The organism is Bacillus andreraoultii (genome assembly GCF_001244735.1).
In the GTDB taxonomy this organism is placed as follows: Bacteria; Bacillota; Bacilli; order Bacillales; family Caldibacillaceae; genus Caldifermentibacillus; species Caldifermentibacillus andreraoultii.
In genome coordinates, this window is record NZ_LN868937.1 from 1,782,059 (window position 1) to 1,799,952 (window position 17,894).

Here is a 17,894-nt window from a genome sequence, read left to right on the forward strand (position 1 = left end):
AAGGTTAAGTTAGAAAGGGCGCACGGTGGATGCCTTGGCACTAGGAGCCGATGAAGGACGGGACTAACACCGATATGCTTCGGGGAGCTGTAAGTAAGCTTTGATCCGGAGATTTCCGAATGGGGAAACCCACTGTCTGTAATGGGACAGTATCCTTATCTGAATTCATAGGATAAGGATGGCACACCCAGGGAACTGAAACATCTAAGTACCTGGAGGAAGAGAAAGAAAATGATCGATTCCCTAAGTAGCGGCGAGCGAAACGGGAAGAGCCCAAACCAAGAGGCTTGCCTCTTGGGGTTGTAGGACACTCTATACGGAGTTACAAAAGAACGAAGTAGATGAAGTAACCTGGAAAGGTTCGTCAGAGAAGGTAAAAACCCTGTAATCAAAACTTCGTTCTCTCTTGAGTGGATCCTGAGTACGGCGGAACACGTGAAATTCCGTCGGAAGCTGGGAGGACCATCTCCCAAGGCTAAATACTCCCTAGTGACCGATAGTGAACCAGTACCGTGAGGGAAAGGTGAAAAGCACCCCGGGAGGGGAGTGAAAGAGTACCTGAAACCGTGTGCCTACAAGTAGTCAGAGCACAATTATGTGTGATGGCGTGCCTTTTGTAGAATGAACCGGCGAGTTACGTTTCATTGCGAGGTTAAGGTAGTAACCGGAGCCGTAGCGAAAGCGAGTCTGAATAGGGCGAATGAGTAATGGGACGTAGACCCGAAACCAGGTGATCTACCCATGTCCAGGGTGAAGGTAAGGTAACACTTACTGGAGGCCCGAACTCACGTACGTTGAAAAGTGCGGGGATGAGGTGTGGGTAGGGGTGAAATTCCAATCGAACTTGGAGATAGCTGGTTCTCTCCGAAATAGCTTTAGGGCTAGCCTCAAGATAAGAGTATTGGAGGTAGAGCACTGTTTGGACTAGGGGCCCTCATCGGGTTACCGAATTCAGATAAACTCCGAATGCCAAATACTTATTCTTGGGAGTCAGACTACGAGTGCTAAGATCCGTAGTCGAAAGGGAAACAGCCCAGACCGCCAGTTAAGGTCCCAAAGTATACGTTAAGTGGAAAAGGATGTGGAGTTGCTTAGACAACCAGGATGTTGGCTTAGAAGCAGCCACCATTTAAAGAGTGCGTAATAGCTCACTGGTCGAGTGACTCTGCGCCGAAAATGTACCGGGGCTAAACGTATCACCGAAACTGCGGACAGACATCTTTGATGTCTGTGGTAGGAGAGCGTTCTAAATGCGTTGAAGCTAGACCGTGAGGACTGGTGGAGCGTTTAGAAGTGAGAATGCCGGTATGAGTAGCGAAAGATGGGTGAGAATCCCATCCACCGAATGCCTAAGGTTTCCTGAGGAAGGCTCGTCCTCTCAGGGTTAGTCGGGACCTAAGCTGAGGCCGAAAGGCGTAGGCGATGGACAACAGGTTGATATTCCTGTACCACCTTAGATTCGCTTGAGTGATGGAGTGACGCAGGAGGATAGGGTAAGCGCGCTGTTGGATTAGCGCGTCCAAGCAGTAAGAGTGGTCATGAGGCAAATCCTTATGACCGAGTACTCAAGCTGTGATGGCGAGGGAAATATAGTACCGAAGTTCCTGATTTCACACTGCCGAGAAAAGCTTCTAGCGATGAATCTGGGTGCCCGTACCGCAAACCGACACAGGTAGGCGAGGAGAGAATCCTAAGGTGAGCGAGAGAACTCTCGTTAAGGAACTCGGCAAAATGACCCCGTAACTTCGGGAGAAGGGGTGCTCTGATAGGGTGTTAAGCCCGAGAGAGCCGCAGTGAATAGGCCCAGGCGACTGTTTAGCAAAAACACAGGTCTCTGCAAAGCCGCAAGGCGAAGTATAGGGGCTGACGCCTGCCCGGTGCTGGAAGGTTAAGAGGAGAGGTTAGCTTCATGCGAAGCTTCGAATTGAAGCCCCAGTAAACGGCGGCCGTAACTATAACGGTCCTAAGGTAGCGAAATTCCTTGTCGGGTAAGTTCCGACCCGCACGAAAGGCGTAACGATCTGGGCACTGTCTCAACGAGAGACTCGGTGAAATTATAGTACCTGTGAAGATGCAGGTTACCCGCGACAGGACGGAAAGACCCCGTGGAGCTTTACTGTAGCCTGATATTGAATTTTGGTACAGCTTGTACAGGATAGGTAGGAGCCTGAGATATGGGAGCGCTAGCTTCCATGGAGGCGCCCTTGGGATACTACCCTGGCTGTATTGAAATTCTAACCTTCGCCCGTTATCCGGGCGGGAGACAGTGTCAGGTGGGCAGTTTGACTGGGGCGGTCGCCTCCTAAAAGGTAACGGAGGCGCCCAAAGGTTCCCTCAGAATGGTTGGAAATCATTCGTAGAGTGCAAAGGCATAAGGGAGCTTGACTGCGAGACCTACAAGTCGAGCAGGGACGAAAGTCGGGCTTAGTGATCCGGTGGTTCCGCATGGAAGGGCCATCGCTCAACGGATAAAAGCTACCCCGGGGATAACAGGCTTATCTCCCCCAAGAGTCCACATCGACGGGGAGGTTTGGCACCTCGATGTCGGCTCATCGCATCCTGGGGCTGTAGTCGGTCCCAAGGGTTGGGCTGTTCGCCCATTAAAGCGGTACGCGAGCTGGGTTCAGAACGTCGTGAGACAGTTCGGTCCCTATCCGTCGTGGGCGTAGGAAATTTGAGAGGAGCTGTCCTTAGTACGAGAGGACCGGGATGGACGCACCGCTGGTGTACCAGTTGTCTTGCCAAAGGCATCGCTGGGTAGCTATGTGCGGAAGGGATAAGTGCTGAAAGCATCTAAGCATGAAGCCCCCCTCAAGATGAGATTTCCCATTAGTTTATCTAAGTAAGAACCCTTGAAGATGACAAGGTTGATAGGTCCGAGGTGGACGCACGGTGACGTGTGGAGCTGACGGATACTAATCGTTCGAGGACTTAACCTAATTAATAGTTTGCCTTACGTTATCTAGTTTTGAGAGAATGAAAATTTCTCTTGCATTTTCTAAAACAACCTATTATAATACATATTGTTGTTTTAAATAGTCCGGTGATCATGGCGAGAAGGTCACACCCGTTCCCATCTCGAACACGGAAGTTAAGCTTCTCAGCGCCGATGGTAGTGAAGGCCNAGCTTCCATGGAGGCGCCCTTGGGATACTACCCTGGCTGTATTGAAATTCTAACCTTCGCCCGTTATCCGGGCGGGAGACAGTGTCAGGTGGGCAGTTTGACTGGGGCGGTCGCCTCCTAAAAGGTAACGGAGGCGCCCAAAGGTTCCCTCAGAATGGTTGGAAATCATTCGTAGAGTGCAAAGGCATAAGGGAGCTTGACTGCGAGACCTACAAGTCGAGCAGGGACGAAAGTCGGGCTTAGTGATCCGGTGGTTCCGCATGGAAGGGCCATCGCTCAACGGATAAAAGCTACCCCGGGGATAACAGGCTTATCTCCCCCAAGAGTCCACATCGACGGGGAGGTTTGGCACCTCGATGTCGGCTCATCGCATCCTGGGGCTGTAGTCGGTCCCAAGGGTTGGGCTGTTCGCCCATTAAAGCGGTACGCGAGCTGGGTTCAGAACGTCGTGAGACAGTTCGGTCCCTATCCGTCGTGGGCGTAGGAAATTTGAGAGGAGCTGTCCTTAGTACGAGAGGACCGGGATGGACGCACCGCTGGTGTACCAGTTGTCTTGCCAAAGGCATCGCTGGGTAGCTATGTGCGGAAGGGATAAGTGCTGAAAGCATCTAAGCATGAAGCCCCCCTCAAGATGAGATTTCCCATTAGTTTATCTAAGTAAGAACCCTTGAAGATGACAAGGTTGATAGGTCCGAGGTGGACGCACGGTGACGTGTGGAGCTGACGGATACTAATCGTTCGAGGACTTAACCTAATTGAATCAAGAAATAATCGGTATATATCCTTACTTTATCTAGTTTTGAGAGAATGAAAAATTTCTCTTATACTAAAGTAATTATTTTCTAATAATAATATGTCTGCTCCTGCGCCGTAGTTATCAAGGATGTAGTTCCTCAGCTCGTCGCAAGCCTGCAGAGATGTATTTTCGAGGAAGTAGGCTCGGTAATAATGGCGAGAAGGTCACACCTGTTCCCATCTCGAACACAGCAGTTAAGCTTCTCAGCGCCGATGGTAATGAAGGCCTTGCCTTTGTGAGAGTAGGACGTTGCCGGGCATAGTAAAAAGACAGTGAAAATTCACTGTCTTTTTTTTATCTACTTAATATTTTTTAAACAAATATTAAGTAGATTTACTACGTTAATGATCTTGAAAAAAGTGAAAGTCTCAATCTTTGTTATAGAATAACTTTCCACTAAAGCACTTGCAAGTGGAAAATAATTATATTATTACCATACAAATTTAGATTATATGACCATTAACCACGGTTGTTCCTGTTCGAAAACCATACGGAAATTTTGATAAAAACATCGTCCTACGAGGAGGACGATGTTTTTTTAATCGTTTATTTTACCTCAAAAAAACCAATGGTCTTACTCACCTACCATACCGTCGTTATCACGATCGTCCATATATGGGTACAACCAATGATCTCTCGTAATTGGCATACTGAATCCTGCTGCTTTTGCTTCTTTGATCGTCACCTGTCCATTACCGTTTGTATCAACATTAGAAATATCATGGTTTGTACTTGAACCTGTTTTTGAACTAGTTGAATCGGTTGGTCCATTCCCTGTTAAACCGAGTGACGCATTTATTTCATCAGGGTTCACATTGTCAAATTTATCAACGATTTCTTTACCCATTAAAGTATAGGTGTACTGATAATGTGAAGGAATCTGCGTTTCAGTGTTTGGATAGGTAATAATCGCTTCAAAATTAGTAGCCCCACCTGCTTTACGGATATTGTCTTCCATATAAGCTTGATCACCATGCCGATTAAGCGTACTATTTTGTGGGGTAATATTATAAGCATTCGATACCCCTCCAAGTGAATCCGCAATAATATGTCCCTCATCTAAAACATCACTTTCAACACCAGGAACCTTAGCCTCATCAGAATAGTATCTGCCAGACGATGTTACGGGTTCGTTATTGTCATCCTGGAGAATAATTTCATCAGCAATGACACGTACAAGCTGTCCGTACTCATTTGTAAATGCCCAATATTGACGATTGCCATAACCAATGTCAACGACGACGTTAGGTTCTCGATGTCCAGATAAGTCGCCACCTTCAACTTCAATGAGTTTGTATCCTGAGAACTGCTCTGTGCTTGATTGGGTTGGTGTTTCTTTTACTACTGGTTCATCAGCAACTGTAGTTTCTTCTTCATTATTTTGTTTTGTTTCAACTGTTGTGACTTCTTGTGAATTTGTTTTATCATTTAGAAGGGATGCATCTTCTACATTGGTACAACCAACTATAAAGATGATTGATAAAAGTAAAATTAAATAGTATATTTTCTTTTTCATTTTACGACTCTCCTAGAATAGTTTTATAGTGTTCATTCTATGAATCACGGAATATAAAATTAGAATAACAATTCGAAGTAAAGTATAATATTTCAATAAAGGCTAATATCGTTTTAAATTGCAACTGAATGATTTTTTAAAACAAACAGCCGTTCTAAATTTCTCCCTATGTGTTTGATGGATGTTAATCACTTGTACAGATTGTTACATGCATTCACTGTGTTTATTCGCTTATTTTCCTCTCACCTTTATTTATCGATAATATATTCGTTCACTATTGTCTTCTGTAGCCATCGTATGTTCGTATGTATTTATATACTAACATTATTTTTTTGTGTAGTAAAACTAGCATTAGTTTCCCCATATGTACAATTTGTTGTTGTCTTTCCAGAATTATAAACGGATAACGGTGAAAATAACTCCAACATTTTCGCTCTTAAGAACTTCCTCTTGTTGGTAGAAAAAGAAAAGCGAAGTGAGGGGGACTATTATAATTGTTAATAACCTTTGAGCCCTTCCGATTAATGGTTTTTCGGACAATATGTGGTCACTCAAATGAGGGTGAAACAATCACGAACGTAAAATAACGGGAAAATGAATCTGTTTTCACACAATCGTTGATATATCAGGTTAATCTAATTATAAATCTCTACCATTATGAATCTCTTTGTAAAACAAGATAAAGTAGGATTTGATTCTCTTTTCTAGAATTAATGAATATAATCCGTTGTCAAAGTTATTTAAAGAGGGGGTCCCTTAATGAAAAATATACTGGTGTTAGGTGGAACACGGTTTTTCGGACAGAAGTTGGTGGAACTTTTGCTTGAAGAAGGGCACCATGTTACGATTGTTACTCGCGGGAAGTCCGGGAATCCGTTTGGTAATCGGGTGGAGCATATTACAGTTGATCGAAGGAACAAAAAAGAATTTGCAGCAAAATTTGACGGGCGAACTTTTGATATTGTATATGACAATATTTGTTATTCTCCTAACGAAGCGCATGCGTTTTGTGATGTATTTAACTGGAAAATTGGTAAACTAATTTTTACTTCAACGCTTTCTGTATATGATGTCGATGGAAATGTGAAAAGGGAGGAAGATTTTGATCCTTACCATTATGAACTTCAGATGGGCAATCGTTCGGATTTTTCCTATAGAGAGGGGAAACGTCAAGCGGAGGCTGTTTTTTATAAATATGCAGATTTCCCTGTTGTATCGGTTCGGATTCCAATTGTAATGGGAGAGGATGATTATACGCGTCGCCTACATTTCCATGTGGAGCGTATTGCGAAGGAGGAAGTAATTGGCTTTGTCAATATGGAAGCTGAAATGTCCTTTATTTTAGCAACGGAGGCCGCTAATTTTATAAAATGGGCTGGATTTACAGATGTGGTGAATGGACCGTATAATGCACAAGCGAATGGGAAGATTTCCTTGGCTAACCTTATAAAATTAGTGGAAGAGACTATCGGGAAAAAGGCGAAAATTACGTTTGATATGGATGAAGATAATGGATCGCCTTACGCTATTTTTGATTCGTGGTATATGTCGAACGAGAAAGCGACAAAAGCAGGATATTATTTTTCCAATTTGGATGATTGGTTAAAGCCATTAGTGGAGTCGATTGCAAAAGGAATATAGAGTGGAAGTGAAAGTGGGGAGCTCGTACGGTTTTCCACTTTCATTATGTAATTTAGTCGTTTTCTGAATGGACCATTAATAATCTGCATACAGTTTAAAGAAAAACGGTTTGGAGTGGATTGCTTGAGTAAATTTAATCCAGGAAAGCTTTATGTGGAGTACAGAGATGATATTACTCCTTTTAAGCCGATAATTCCTAGATGCTATACATTAACACACTCGGATACGACAGGAGATTTGTTTTTAACTATCGGCAGTGGTATTGCTTTAGACAAAATCAATTCAATGCGTGATGAAGTGGTGGGAGAGTGGCGATTAAAGGACAATTCTTTGTATTATTATGTTCATTTATATATTGATCAAGGGGAGTACGATCTAGTTACAGCCAAAAAACGGAATGAAATTTTTAGACGTGAATTACCTCTTGCGTTGACCGCCATTCGATATGGTGATCGGTCATTATTCCATATATACCCATCTCTAGATGATGCCTCAGTCATCGTTCATTTTATTTCCGCAAATCCATCTCTAGCTAGACAAGAAATTTGGGGAATCTTTCGTGATTATTCTCTATTTTGATTGGTTTTGGTTCTTAACTAAATGCCCTTAGGAAATCAAATTATTGTCGACGGAAATTTGAAGTGAAAAACGCCCAGAAATATCTGAGCGTTGTAAATTGTCAATACATGTGTCACTGGGGTTAATTTGTCTTGGTGAAATACTATTAACTTATAATATTACATGATTAAGATATTCTCTTGTTCTTTTTGGAAAAACAGTAAAAGTATACAGCCAATTCCAAAATAGTTCATTTTTATTTTTTGCAATAATACCTCGTATGAACATATTCGGGACGATTGGTTCATTAATAAGACCTGTAACCGTGTATGTTCTATTCGTATTCACATCGGTTAGTACCGTTAATGATTCTTCCATTTGTGTAACTTCATAGACACTCGTTAAACTATCTTGGAAACTTTTTATAGAATCCTTTATTTTATTTAAATCTTCGGTCGGACTCCAATTTTTTTCGTAAATATGTTTATGCTGCTGTTGATATAATTCTTTTAATATTTGTTCACAATGTATTAATTCCGAATCGGATTGTTTCAGGAAGGAGTCAACAAAAGGAAACCAATTGATACGATGTTTTTTGTCGAGCCAATGGACAAAATTTTTCAGCTCTGATAAGAATCCTTCTACTTCGGCTTCCTCTCTAGTCGGATTTATGCAAGTTGGGTAATAAAGAAACAAGAATTCTTTCCAAAAAGTTTCATCTATATCTAACCACGATGCAAGTTTCACATCTTCTAAAAAGTATGTTAAATAATTCCCAAAGATGTAAAGGAACTCATTTCGCTTTTTGCACTTTGGCTTTTCCAGTTTATACTGTATTAAATCATCTCCATAAAATTCTAATAATCCACGATATCGTAATTGAAACTGGGAGCTTATATAAAGTTTTCTTAAAAAGTCTTTATGTTCTTTTGGATGAAGTAAGGGAATTTCTCTTACTCTCACTTGAGGTGCACAACATACATCAAGTGGTTTCTTACTACCACAATCACAAAAAACTAGTTTCTTCATTAGATTGATAAAAACCTCCATTACAAATTTATTCATTTCAAAAGCGACAATTCCACTTACATCTGGGAAAATTTTCAGAGAAAAAAGTAGACAATTGCTAGGATAAAAATGAAAGTTTTCATAGAATGTTTTTCATAGTGCAGGGGACGAAGTGATAAGTAGTAGGGGAAAAGTGTAAAAAGAAGATAATGCTAATGTTTAATTTCAACACGAATGAATAAAATCCTTCTTCGTTTGTAAAATTTTTATTTGTAGCGAGCTTATTTATAAAAATAAAGGCGAGCACGATGGATACTCGCCTTGTTATCCTAACTACGATGTTGCACGAGATCAATTGCTCCTAAAACAATATGTGCTAAACCGAAACCAAAAACAGTATTGGCCACTGTTTTATTCGTTCCGGTTCTTTGTTTCAGAGCATAAACAGTCGCTGTTACAGCAGAACCGAGTACGGTTGGAATTAAGCCTTCACGAATGTTCAAGCGAATCCCTCCACATCATAGTTAGTCGGTGTAGAAAATATGCACCTTTTTTAATATGCCAAAAAGGGATGAAATTATGTGTACCGGATCTGTTTTGAAAAAATTTTTTAACTTATTTATCTATAACGATTGCCAAATATGTATGAAAAAATATAAGTAGACCTGAATTATTCACAGAAATTCAGAAACTTATTATAACTTATGGATTACCAAGCCTTTTCGGCTTTATTGTAATTCATTAAAAAAATGAAAAAAGAATCCATTTCTGTTAAAGTTAAAGTAACCAAAACAAAAACCAAACAGAAAGGACTCTTTATATGGTTACTTTAACGCAAAAAACACTTGATTTCAATCATAAAATTAAATTGTCAAATGATGGAGGTTCTCTTTCCTCCGATACAGGTGAGTTTCTTTTTAGAGAATTCGATGAAAAAATTGGTTTTTCAAAGACTTTAGTTAAGTACTTGAGACTTAACGATTCAAGGAAATATTATCTTCATTCAAATGAAAACTTGTTACGTCAAAAAGTCTATCAAATCATTGCCGGGTATGCGGAAGATGATGCGGCTGATCAGTTGACTCATGATCCTGTGTTTAAGGAAATCATTGAAACTCCAACACTTGCTTCCCAGCCCAGTTTGTCTCGCTTTTATACACGATTTGATAAAGATTCAATTGAACAATTAAATCTGGCTAACCAAGAAATGCTTGATAAGATTCATTGTTTTCGACAATCGAAAGAGTTATTTATCGACTTGGATTCGACTCATTCGGATACATATGGGGACCAAGAATCTTCGTCATATAATACTCATTATGGCACGATGGGTTTTCATCCATTAGTCGCCTTTGATGGTGCGACTGGTGACTTTTTGAAAGCACAACTCCGTCCCGGAAATGTTTATACATCAAATGGTGTGGTGGAATTTATTCGGCCTCTCATTAAACATTATAACGAAATGTTTCCGGAAACTACCCTGTTTCTTCGTGGAGATAGTGGGTTTGCTGTTCCGGGATTATACGATCTGTGTGAAGAAGAATCTGTTTTGTATATTATTCGGTTGAAATCGAATTCACAACTACAAAGTTTAGCGAAGGAATACCATCCTTCTTCCGCACCTTTAGATGTTTCCAAGACGGAAACCTATTATGAAGAAACGATTTACCAAGCAAAATCATGGTCAAAACCAAGAAGGGTGATTATTCAATCGGTACGTCCTGCAGGTGAGCTGTTCTTTACCCATTCCTTTTTTGTTACTAACTTTGAATTAGCTTTTCCTCAAGATATCGTCCGAGCTTATCAAAAAAGAGGGACGATGGAAAACTATATCAAAGAAGCAAAAAATGGCTTTTACTTTGATCATATGAATAGCCACGCTTTTCTAGTGAACGAAGTAAAAATGATGTTAACACTTCTTGCATATAATTTGACCAATTGGTTACGAACTCTTTGTTTTCCGGAAGGTCAAAAAACTATGCAAATTGATACGATACGTACTCGGTTAATTAAAGCGGCAAGTAAAGTCGTGAAATCAGGCAGATCCCTTTACTTCAAACTATCATCGAGTTTTGTGTATCAAAATTTCTTTTGGGATGTACTGAATCGAATTCAAAAACTACAATTGGAATGACCAATAGAATACTTCTCATAACTGAAAAAAATAAATTTTTCAGTCAAGGGGGAAGTATGCCCAAAATACCAGAGTTGTTCTATTGAAAATTCAGTTATTTTATGAATTGGCTACGGTTCTTAATTAAATACCGTTATGTTCAACTAATTTAACAAATTTTATCAAATGGGATTTGTAGCTATGAATATTTCAGGGTAGAAATTTTTAACCGGTTGAAGGTGAATTATAGTTGTTTAGCGTATTGACATGTTTGAATAAATACAATAAACTAATTTAAAGGGTATTTTGTAAAACAAGATAGTCAATAAAACACATTTTTGTTTTCGTGTTTGAATACCTTGGCTTAGTCTCAAAAAAGGATGGGAAACAGATATAAACCGGTATTCATAACTTTATTCTAGTATCTTGCATTGCCGAATACTTACAAGGAATTTGTATCGGTTTTTTACCCTTTGCTATCTTGTTTAACCATATAGTGCTGCTAGAAGGAGGGGCTTATGTCTTTAAAAAGTCAGTTATTAAAAGGAGTTTTAGATGGATGTATTTTAGCTGTTATTGAAAAAGAACCTGTGTATGGATATGAATTGTCAAAGAAACTTCAGGATGCTGGGCTATTAGATGTGAGTGAAGGGACGATTTATCCAGTATTATTGCGGCTTCAAAAAAATGGCTATATTCGTGGGGAGATGCGACCATCAGAGTCTGGACCAAATCGGAAATATTATTTTTTGACACAAGTTGGGGAGGAAGCGCTGAATGTAATTGCAGAAGAGTGGGAGAAAATTGCTACACCTGTCCAAACATTATTCAATCGGAGGGAAAAAGATGTCAAGTGTGAAAAACTTAATTGAACAAAATAATGAGAAAAGAACGCTGTTAACAAAAGAAAATGAACAATATTATTCTGATTTAATGGTGTATATACGACTTCAATTTCAACTTTCCGAACAGCAGTCAGAGGAAGTGCTAATGGAGTTGTTGGACCACTTGATTGATGGTCAAAATGAGGGAAAGAGTGCTCGAGAAATTTTTGGTGATGACCCAAAAGGTTTTGCCGATGAAATTATTAATCAATTATCACGAGAAGATATGAGAAATACTGTCCCTTTTTACGCACAAATTATAATTAACATACTAGGTATTTCTCTTGTCATTCGGGGAGTCATACTTGGTATTTTAATTCCTTTTGTTGAAGTAAATGAACATGTTTTTCCTGTCACAATACTATTGATTGGCTTCGTCATTTTATTATTTATCGCCATTGTCATTTCAGTAATTTTTCATACGATAAAAGCTTCCTTATTTCAATTTGAAAACGGAAAAAAAGGAAAGTGGAAAGATAGTATGAAAGTCGGATTAGCAGCGGGTACAGGGATGGCACTTGTCATTTTAGCAGCTCGTTTTCTGCCAGATCTTGGACCGAAATTCTTTTTCCCATGGTATATGTCTCTTGTCGTAGGTGCTATCTTTTGGGGTATTGCTCGTGTAGTAAAAAAGCATTTTTCATAGTGCAAGCAAAAAACATCTGACATAGAGAGTAACGATAGAGTTTATGAAAACATGATAATATATAAAACTTGAGTCTTTCCTAAATAATTAGGGATGGCTCTTTATCTTTGAGAGAACCATTCACTTTTTTATCTACTGAACATAGACGTTTCAATACTTTGTCAAATGTGATTTTATTAACGAAATAATAATATGGTAGAATGATATATAAATATAGTTTTTCACTATAACGAACATCGTTAACTTTCTTATCAGGAGGCATTGTTTTGAAAAAGAAACATTGGTTACTAATTACTATAGGCGTCTTAGCAATAATTGGCATTGTTATATATATACTTTTTCATATCGGCTATCTTGGTTCATCAACGATAAAGACGAATAATGAATCCTATGCAATGGGAAAGCAATCTTTACCAATACCAGAAATTTTGGAAGATGAAGATCCAGACCCATCAAAAGCTGCATTTACGATTACAGCTCAAAAAGGAATGACGGAATTTATTGATGGGAGAAAGACGGAGACATTTGGTTATAATGGGAATTACTTAGGTCCAGCGATTCGGGTTCATCGTGGCGTGGAAGTGTCGGTGAAAGTAAAAAACAACTTATCTGAACCGACAACACTTCATTGGCATGGTTTAAAAGTCGATGGAGAGGCTGATGGTGGCCCGCATAATGTTATTGAGCCAGGGGATACGTGGAACCCGCAGTTTACAGTCAATCAACCGGCTGCGACATTATGGTTTCACCCCCATTATTCGCATAAAACTGGCGAACAAGTGTATCGTGGATTGGCGGGTCTTTTTATGATAGAAGATGAAGTTTCAGAATCATTACATCTCCCAAGTGATTACGGGTTTGATGACATTCCTCTTATTATACAAGATCGTCGCTTCGATAAAAATGGACAGTTTGACTATACAATGAAAATGCGTGACACGATGAAAGGGATGTTAGGTGATACGATTCTTGTTAACGGAGCGGTAAATCCATCTACGGAAGTTCCAAAAGGGCTAGTAAGATTACGTGTGTTAAACGGATCAAATGCTAGTGTTTATCAACTTCATGTTGAAAATAACCAACCATTTTACCAAATTGCAAGTGATGGAGGCTTCCTTGAAAAACCGGTTAAAATAACAAAATTAGAACTTAGTCCTGGTGAACGGGCAGAAATTCTAGTTGATTTTTCGACGATGAAAAGTGGAGATACTGTTCGTCTATTAAATAATGATATCGCGTTTCTTAACTTTGTCGTGAACGGTACACAAAAGGAAGTTTACTCAGTACCAAGGAAGTTAACTACTATTGATAAACTGAATCCGAAAGAGGCTGTGAAAACAAGGGAATTTATTTTTCAAGGAATGGGTTCGGGTGTTAGTATTAATGGAAAACAAATGGATATGGACCGAATTGATGAGAAAATTAACTATGGCAGCATTGAAGTTTGGAAGATAAACAACTATACAAATATGCAGCATCCTTTCCATGCCCATGGCGTTCAGTTCCAAATTATTGAACGAAAAGGAAAACGACCAAAGGCAAATGAAGCGGGTTGGAAAGATACGTTTATTGTCCAGCAAGGTGAAAATGTTACGGTTATCGCGAAGTTTGAAAACAAGGGAACGTTTATGTATCATTGTCACATCCTTGAACACGAAGATGCTGGGATGATGGGTCAGTTCCTAGTTGAGTAATTTCCTTGATCAAAGCTTAAACTAATATCTATTATATGGAGACCGTTTGTGTATTTACACAGCGGTCTTTTTCTATTTTTATAGGTATGAATTTTAAGAATTTATGCTATAATGTAGACAAAATTATAATTGGTAAAATTTAATAAAGGTGTTGAAGTGATGATCTATCAACTGAAAGTTATGTTAAAAGAAAGTAAACCACCAGTTTGGCGTCGGATTGAGATACGAGACACAGCGTCTTTTTATGATTTACATAAAGTCATTCAAATTGCATTCCATTGGTATAATAGTCATTTGCATGCATTTAGTATTAGAAAAAGTAATTCTGTCTTAATGGATGACTATTATTCTATTGGTCCTGAGTTAGAGGAAGAAGAAGCTTTTACCCCTCATAAATATAATGAACGAGATCTTCAATTAAAAGACATACTAATAAAAGAAAAAGATCGCATCTTTTATACATATGATTTTGGTGATGACTGGGAGCATGAAGTTTTGTTAGAAAAAATTAGCGAAGAGAAAGAAGGTGTTTATTACCCGCGTTGTACAAAAGTCATGCGTGATGTACCAGAAGAGAATAGTCGTTATATATATTTGCAGACAGGGATTATTACGGATGAAGTGGATTCAAAACAGGTCATGGCTGATATTAATGAAGAACTAGAAGAAGAGTTTACTGGTCGAAGTGTCCAAAGTATGTTTGATGAAGACGATGTTTTTCATATCCGAGAGGACACTCACAACGGTTCAACGTGGGAAGAGCTTATCGATTTAGCAGAGGAATATAAAAATTTAGCACCATGGAAATGGATTGATGATGATCAAATTGTTGTGATTCAAGACCCGGTCACAAGGGAAAATATGTATTGTTCTGTATTAGGTGGGGCCGATATTGAATATGGACTGTCTATATTTATTGGACAAGAAGGTTATCACTATTTGATGAATCTTTTTAATGAACAAATAAAAGATAAACACGACTTTTTACGATTACGAGGAATTTCGTTATATTTTACTGACCGTAATGAGCTTGAAGAATTTGATGTTGATCTTTTAAAACAATATGGCCGTACGTATCGTGGAAAAAAGCAATGGATTCAGTTTCGAAGTTTTAAACCAGGTTATTTTCCGTGGCTATTAGATGAGGAAGAGGCTCGTTTACTATCAGTCGTACTTCGGCAATTAATACCGATTGTTACTTCAGCTTATGAAGATTCTACTTTGCTTGAACCCGGTACTGTTAACTACTTTTCAGCTTCCATAGATGAGGAAACAAAAACGGAAACACTTGAAGAAAGTTCACTACTTGTAAATGAGTTAGAACTACAACAATTAAAACATCAATATAAGAAATTTAATGCTCCGGTTGAGTTCGGTTGTGAATATATCTTTTTTCCAACGCAAATTCAACCAAGTGATCGGCCATTTTATCCTAAACTGATTCTTGGCCTTGATAGAAGAAAACAAATAATTGTGTATCATTATTTGACAGGGGATCCTACAGAGGACTTAGCTAGTATACTCCAACAGTCGGTCGTTGAATTAGTAAAACAATTAAATGGAATTCCACGGGAGCTTTGGATAACAGAAGAAACCGAGAATTTCATTAAACCAGTCGCGAAAAAGTTGAATATTAACCTTCTCGTTGTTGAGCAATTACCATTGTTTGAAAATGCTCGGGAAGAATTGGAAAGAATGATGGCACATTAAGATTAGCGTTTTCTGTTGAATTTTTGATACGGCTAAAATCGATGAGGAAATTCGAGGTTCTTATTGTGGTTCGTGTGTTGCCAAACCACTCACGTATAAACTTAAATCGATCATGGAAGAACATTGCTTAGAGAGTTAATCTCTAAGCTTTTTTCATTTGGTCTCAATGAATGTTGCTTATATTCTAGAAGTCTAGAAGTCTTTTTGTTTCAATCGAATACATATATAAATCAATCATCCTATTAATTTTATTTTTTGACAATTTATCAACATATGATATGATGGGATATGTATATTCAAATATTTAAATATATAAATATAAGAGGATGATGGAGTTGTTTAACAAGTTGCTTTTCAGCGAGCGATTTGAAAGTTACTCGCTACAAGATTTTCAAAAAGATTTCATATCGGGATTAATCGTCGGTGTTATCGCAATTCCTCTCGGGATGGCGTTTGCCATTGCTTCAGGGGTAAAACCTGAACATGGGATTTATACGACTATCATTGCAGGGATTTTAATATCACTTTTCGGAGGTTCACGATTCCAAATTGGTGGGCCAACTGGGGCGTTTATTCCAATTTTATTCGGAGTTGTTATTACGTATGGGTTTGAAAACTTACTCATAGCTGGATTTATGGCAGGGATTATTTTATTATTAATGGGGATTTTTAAACTTGGTTCACTTATAAAGTATATTCCTCGACCGGTAACAATCGGGTTTACAACTGGGATAGCCGTAATCATTTTTGTTGGACAAATTCCTAATTTTCTTGGGCTTTCAGGAGTGAAGAATCAAGAATACTTTATTGATAATGTAAAAGAAATTTGGCTGCATATCTGCTCAATTAATTTATTTAGTATATTGACAGCTTTCATTTGTTTCCTCATGATTATGTTAACGCCAAAGCTGTTTCCAAAAGTGCCAGGTCCGTTAATTGGTCTCGTTGTTTCGACACTTGTTGCTTCATTCTTTTTCCCAAGTAAGGTGGCGACAATTGGCTCAACTTACGGAGGAATTCCAAGTCAATTGCCGAGTTTCCATTTTCCAGAAGTGACGTTTGAAAAAATCCAACTGCTTATGAAACCGGCGTTTGTTATTGCCATTTTAGGAGCAATTGAATCGCTATTATCAGCTGTTGTTGCGGATGGAATGACGAATAAGAAACATAACAGTAATCGGGAGTTAGTTGGTCAAGGAATTGCGAATATTGTTACACCTTTATTTGGTGGTATTCCAGCGACAGGGGCAATTGCCCGTACAGCAACGAATATTAAAAGTGGAGCGGTATCACCTTTATCTGGTATCATTCATGGAGTAGTTGTTCTTATCGTTTTGCTTCTATTTGCACCATTTGCATCGAAAATACCGTTAGCAAGTATGGCACCGATTTTAATGGTAGTAGCTTGGAATATGAGTGAACGTCATGTTTTTATTCATCTGTTAAAAACGAAAACAGGGGACTCCTTTGTATTACTAACAACATTTTTATTAACTGTTTTCATTAATTTAACGGTTGCCGTTCAAGCAGGTCTTGTATTAGCAGTTATCATTTTTATTAAACGAATGAGTGATATAATGGTAATCAAGAAAGCTTTACCGAACTTAGAACATAAAAATAATAAGATTGAAAGTTTAATAGAACCGAATCCTCGTACTTGTCCACAAATAAGTATTTATAATATTGAAGGACCACTTTTTTTCGGGGCAGCTCAAAGTTTTGAACAATCGATTATGAATACAATTAACTATAAACCGAAAGTACTACTTCTCCGTATGGGGAAAGTTCCGTTTATGGATACGACAGGGGCTTCAAATTTTTCGAGTATTGTTAACCACTTTTCCAAAAATGGAACGGTCATCATTTCGGGAATAAAAGAGCAACCGAAACAAGTTTTACAGAAAATGGGTTTATATGATCAAATTGGCGAGGAGAATTTTTTTGCACATACGGGAGATGCCATTGACTATGCACTTACAAAACTTGATCGGGATATATGTGCTGGATGTAAACGATTTGCCTTTAATGAATGTCATGCGTTATCAAAAGAAAGTAAAATCGAACGAGAACATACACACTCCACAGTGACGCAATATTAAAAAATCCATTGTTTTATGATGAGAATGATTGTACAATTCGTAATATGTTAAAAGAACAACGAAACAAAGAGATGAAAAAGGATTGTATATAAGAATACGGATGT

The 17,894-nt window shown here is 38.6% G+C and carries 11 protein-coding genes and 3 rRNA genes; 11 read left to right on the forward strand and 3 right to left on the reverse strand.

The window, feature by feature from the left end:
- The first annotated feature begins 2 nt into the window (after window positions 1-2).
- The 3 genes from BN2144_RS13700 (at window position 3) to rrf (BN2144_RS13710) (ending at window position 4,179) form a co-directional block, all read left to right on the forward strand.
- Window positions 3-2,939, forward strand: a 23S ribosomal RNA gene (locus tag BN2144_RS13700).
- Between the two features lie 100 nt (window positions 2,940-3,039).
- Window positions 3,040-3,150, forward strand: a 5S ribosomal RNA gene (rrf, locus tag BN2144_RS21125).
- Window positions 3,151-4,063: 913 nt separating this feature from the next.
- A 5S ribosomal RNA gene (rrf, locus tag BN2144_RS13710) occupies window positions 4,064-4,179 on the forward strand.
- A gap of 316 nt (window positions 4,180-4,495) precedes the next feature.
- Here the strand turns inward: rrf (BN2144_RS13710) and BN2144_RS13715 are convergent.
- Window positions 4,496-5,437 (reverse strand): DNA/RNA non-specific endonuclease, encoded by a 942-nt coding sequence (locus BN2144_RS13715; RefSeq protein ID WP_033828812.1) that lies wholly within the window; start codon window positions 5,435-5,437, stop codon window positions 4,496-4,498.
- A 759-nt stretch (window positions 5,438-6,196) separates the two neighbouring features.
- On the opposite strand from BN2144_RS13715, the gene BN2144_RS13720 reads away from it, so the two are divergent.
- Together BN2144_RS13720 and BN2144_RS13725 are read left to right on the forward strand one after the other, a co-directional pair.
- Window positions 6,197-7,078, forward strand: a complete 882-nt coding sequence (locus BN2144_RS13720) for an NAD-dependent epimerase/dehydratase family protein (protein ID WP_033828813.1) — start codon at window positions 6,197-6,199, stop codon at window positions 7,076-7,078.
- Between the two features lie 114 nt (window positions 7,079-7,192).
- The gene (locus tag BN2144_RS13725) at window positions 7,193-7,657 is read left to right on the forward strand and encodes a staygreen family protein (RefSeq protein WP_326564367.1); all 465 of its coding nucleotides are present in this window, start codon (window positions 7,193-7,195) and stop codon (window positions 7,655-7,657) included.
- A gap of 150 nt (window positions 7,658-7,807) precedes the next feature.
- Here the strand turns inward: BN2144_RS13725 and BN2144_RS13730 are convergent, their stop codons facing one another.
- Together BN2144_RS13730 and BN2144_RS13735 are read right to left on the reverse strand one after the other, a co-directional pair.
- Window positions 7,808-8,665, reverse strand: coding sequence for a hypothetical protein (locus BN2144_RS13730; RefSeq protein ID WP_033828815.1), 858 nt, complete (start codon window positions 8,663-8,665; stop codon window positions 7,808-7,810).
- A 308-nt stretch (window positions 8,666-8,973) separates the two neighbouring features.
- On the reverse strand, window positions 8,974-9,147 hold the full coding sequence (locus tag BN2144_RS13735) for a hypothetical protein (RefSeq protein ID WP_033828816.1): 174 nt from the start codon (window positions 9,145-9,147) through the stop codon (window positions 8,974-8,976).
- 317 nt (window positions 9,148-9,464) lie between these two features.
- Here BN2144_RS13735 and BN2144_RS13740 point away from each other — a divergent pair, with 317 nt between their 5' ends.
- From BN2144_RS13740 to BN2144_RS13765, 6 genes are all read left to right on the forward strand, one after another.
- Window positions 9,465-10,778: an IS1380-like element ISBco1 family transposase gene (locus tag BN2144_RS13740; RefSeq protein WP_017550355.1), complete on the forward strand. Its 1,314-nt coding sequence runs from the start codon at window positions 9,465-9,467 to the stop codon at window positions 10,776-10,778.
- A 497-nt stretch (window positions 10,779-11,275) separates the two neighbouring features.
- A complete protein-coding gene (locus BN2144_RS13745) occupies window positions 11,276-11,629 on the forward strand; it encodes a PadR family transcriptional regulator (protein ID WP_033828817.1) in 354 nt (117 codons plus the stop codon).
- Complete coding sequence (locus BN2144_RS13750; protein ID WP_033828818.1) at window positions 11,604-12,287, forward strand: DUF1129 family protein; 684 nt, start codon at window positions 11,604-11,606, stop codon at window positions 12,285-12,287. Before BN2144_RS13745 ends, BN2144_RS13750 begins: the two co-directional genes overlap by 26 nt.
- A gap of 266 nt (window positions 12,288-12,553) precedes the next feature.
- Window positions 12,554-13,981, forward strand: a complete 1,428-nt coding sequence (locus tag BN2144_RS13755; protein WP_082195237.1) for a multicopper oxidase family protein — start codon at window positions 12,554-12,556, stop codon at window positions 13,979-13,981.
- Between the two features lie 159 nt (window positions 13,982-14,140).
- On the forward strand, window positions 14,141-15,691 hold the full coding sequence (locus tag BN2144_RS13760) for a plasmid pRiA4b ORF-3 family protein (RefSeq protein WP_050632321.1): 1,551 nt from the start codon (window positions 14,141-14,143) through the stop codon (window positions 15,689-15,691).
- A gap of 335 nt (window positions 15,692-16,026) precedes the next feature.
- Complete coding sequence (locus BN2144_RS13765; protein WP_230199742.1) at window positions 16,027-17,790, forward strand: SulP family inorganic anion transporter; 1,764 nt, start codon at window positions 16,027-16,029, stop codon at window positions 17,788-17,790.
- Window positions 17,791-17,894: the final 104 nt, after the last annotated feature.

Excerpts from the sequence above, each read along its gene's own strand:
- BN2144_RS13715 (WP_033828812.1), bottom strand. The coding sequence starts at position 5,437 with ATGAAAAAGAAAATATACTATTTAATTTTACTTTTATCAATCATCTTT.
- BN2144_RS13720 (WP_033828813.1), top strand. The coding sequence starts at position 6,197 with ATGAAAAATATACTGGTGTTAGGTGGAACACGGTTTTTCGGACAGAAG.
- BN2144_RS13730 (WP_033828815.1), bottom strand. The coding sequence starts at position 8,665 with ATGAAGAAACTAGTTTTTTGTGATTGTGGTAGTAAGAAACCACTTGAT.
- BN2144_RS13740 (WP_017550355.1), top strand. The coding sequence starts at position 9,465 with ATGGTTACTTTAACGCAAAAAACACTTGATTTCAATCATAAAATTAAA.
- BN2144_RS13745 (WP_033828817.1), top strand. The coding sequence starts at position 11,276 with ATGTCTTTAAAAAGTCAGTTATTAAAAGGAGTTTTAGATGGATGTATT.
- BN2144_RS13750 (WP_033828818.1), top strand. The coding sequence starts at position 11,604 with ATGTCAAGTGTGAAAAACTTAATTGAACAAAATAATGAGAAAAGAACG.
- BN2144_RS13760 (WP_050632321.1), top strand. The coding sequence starts at position 14,141 with ATGATCTATCAACTGAAAGTTATGTTAAAAGAAAGTAAACCACCAGTT.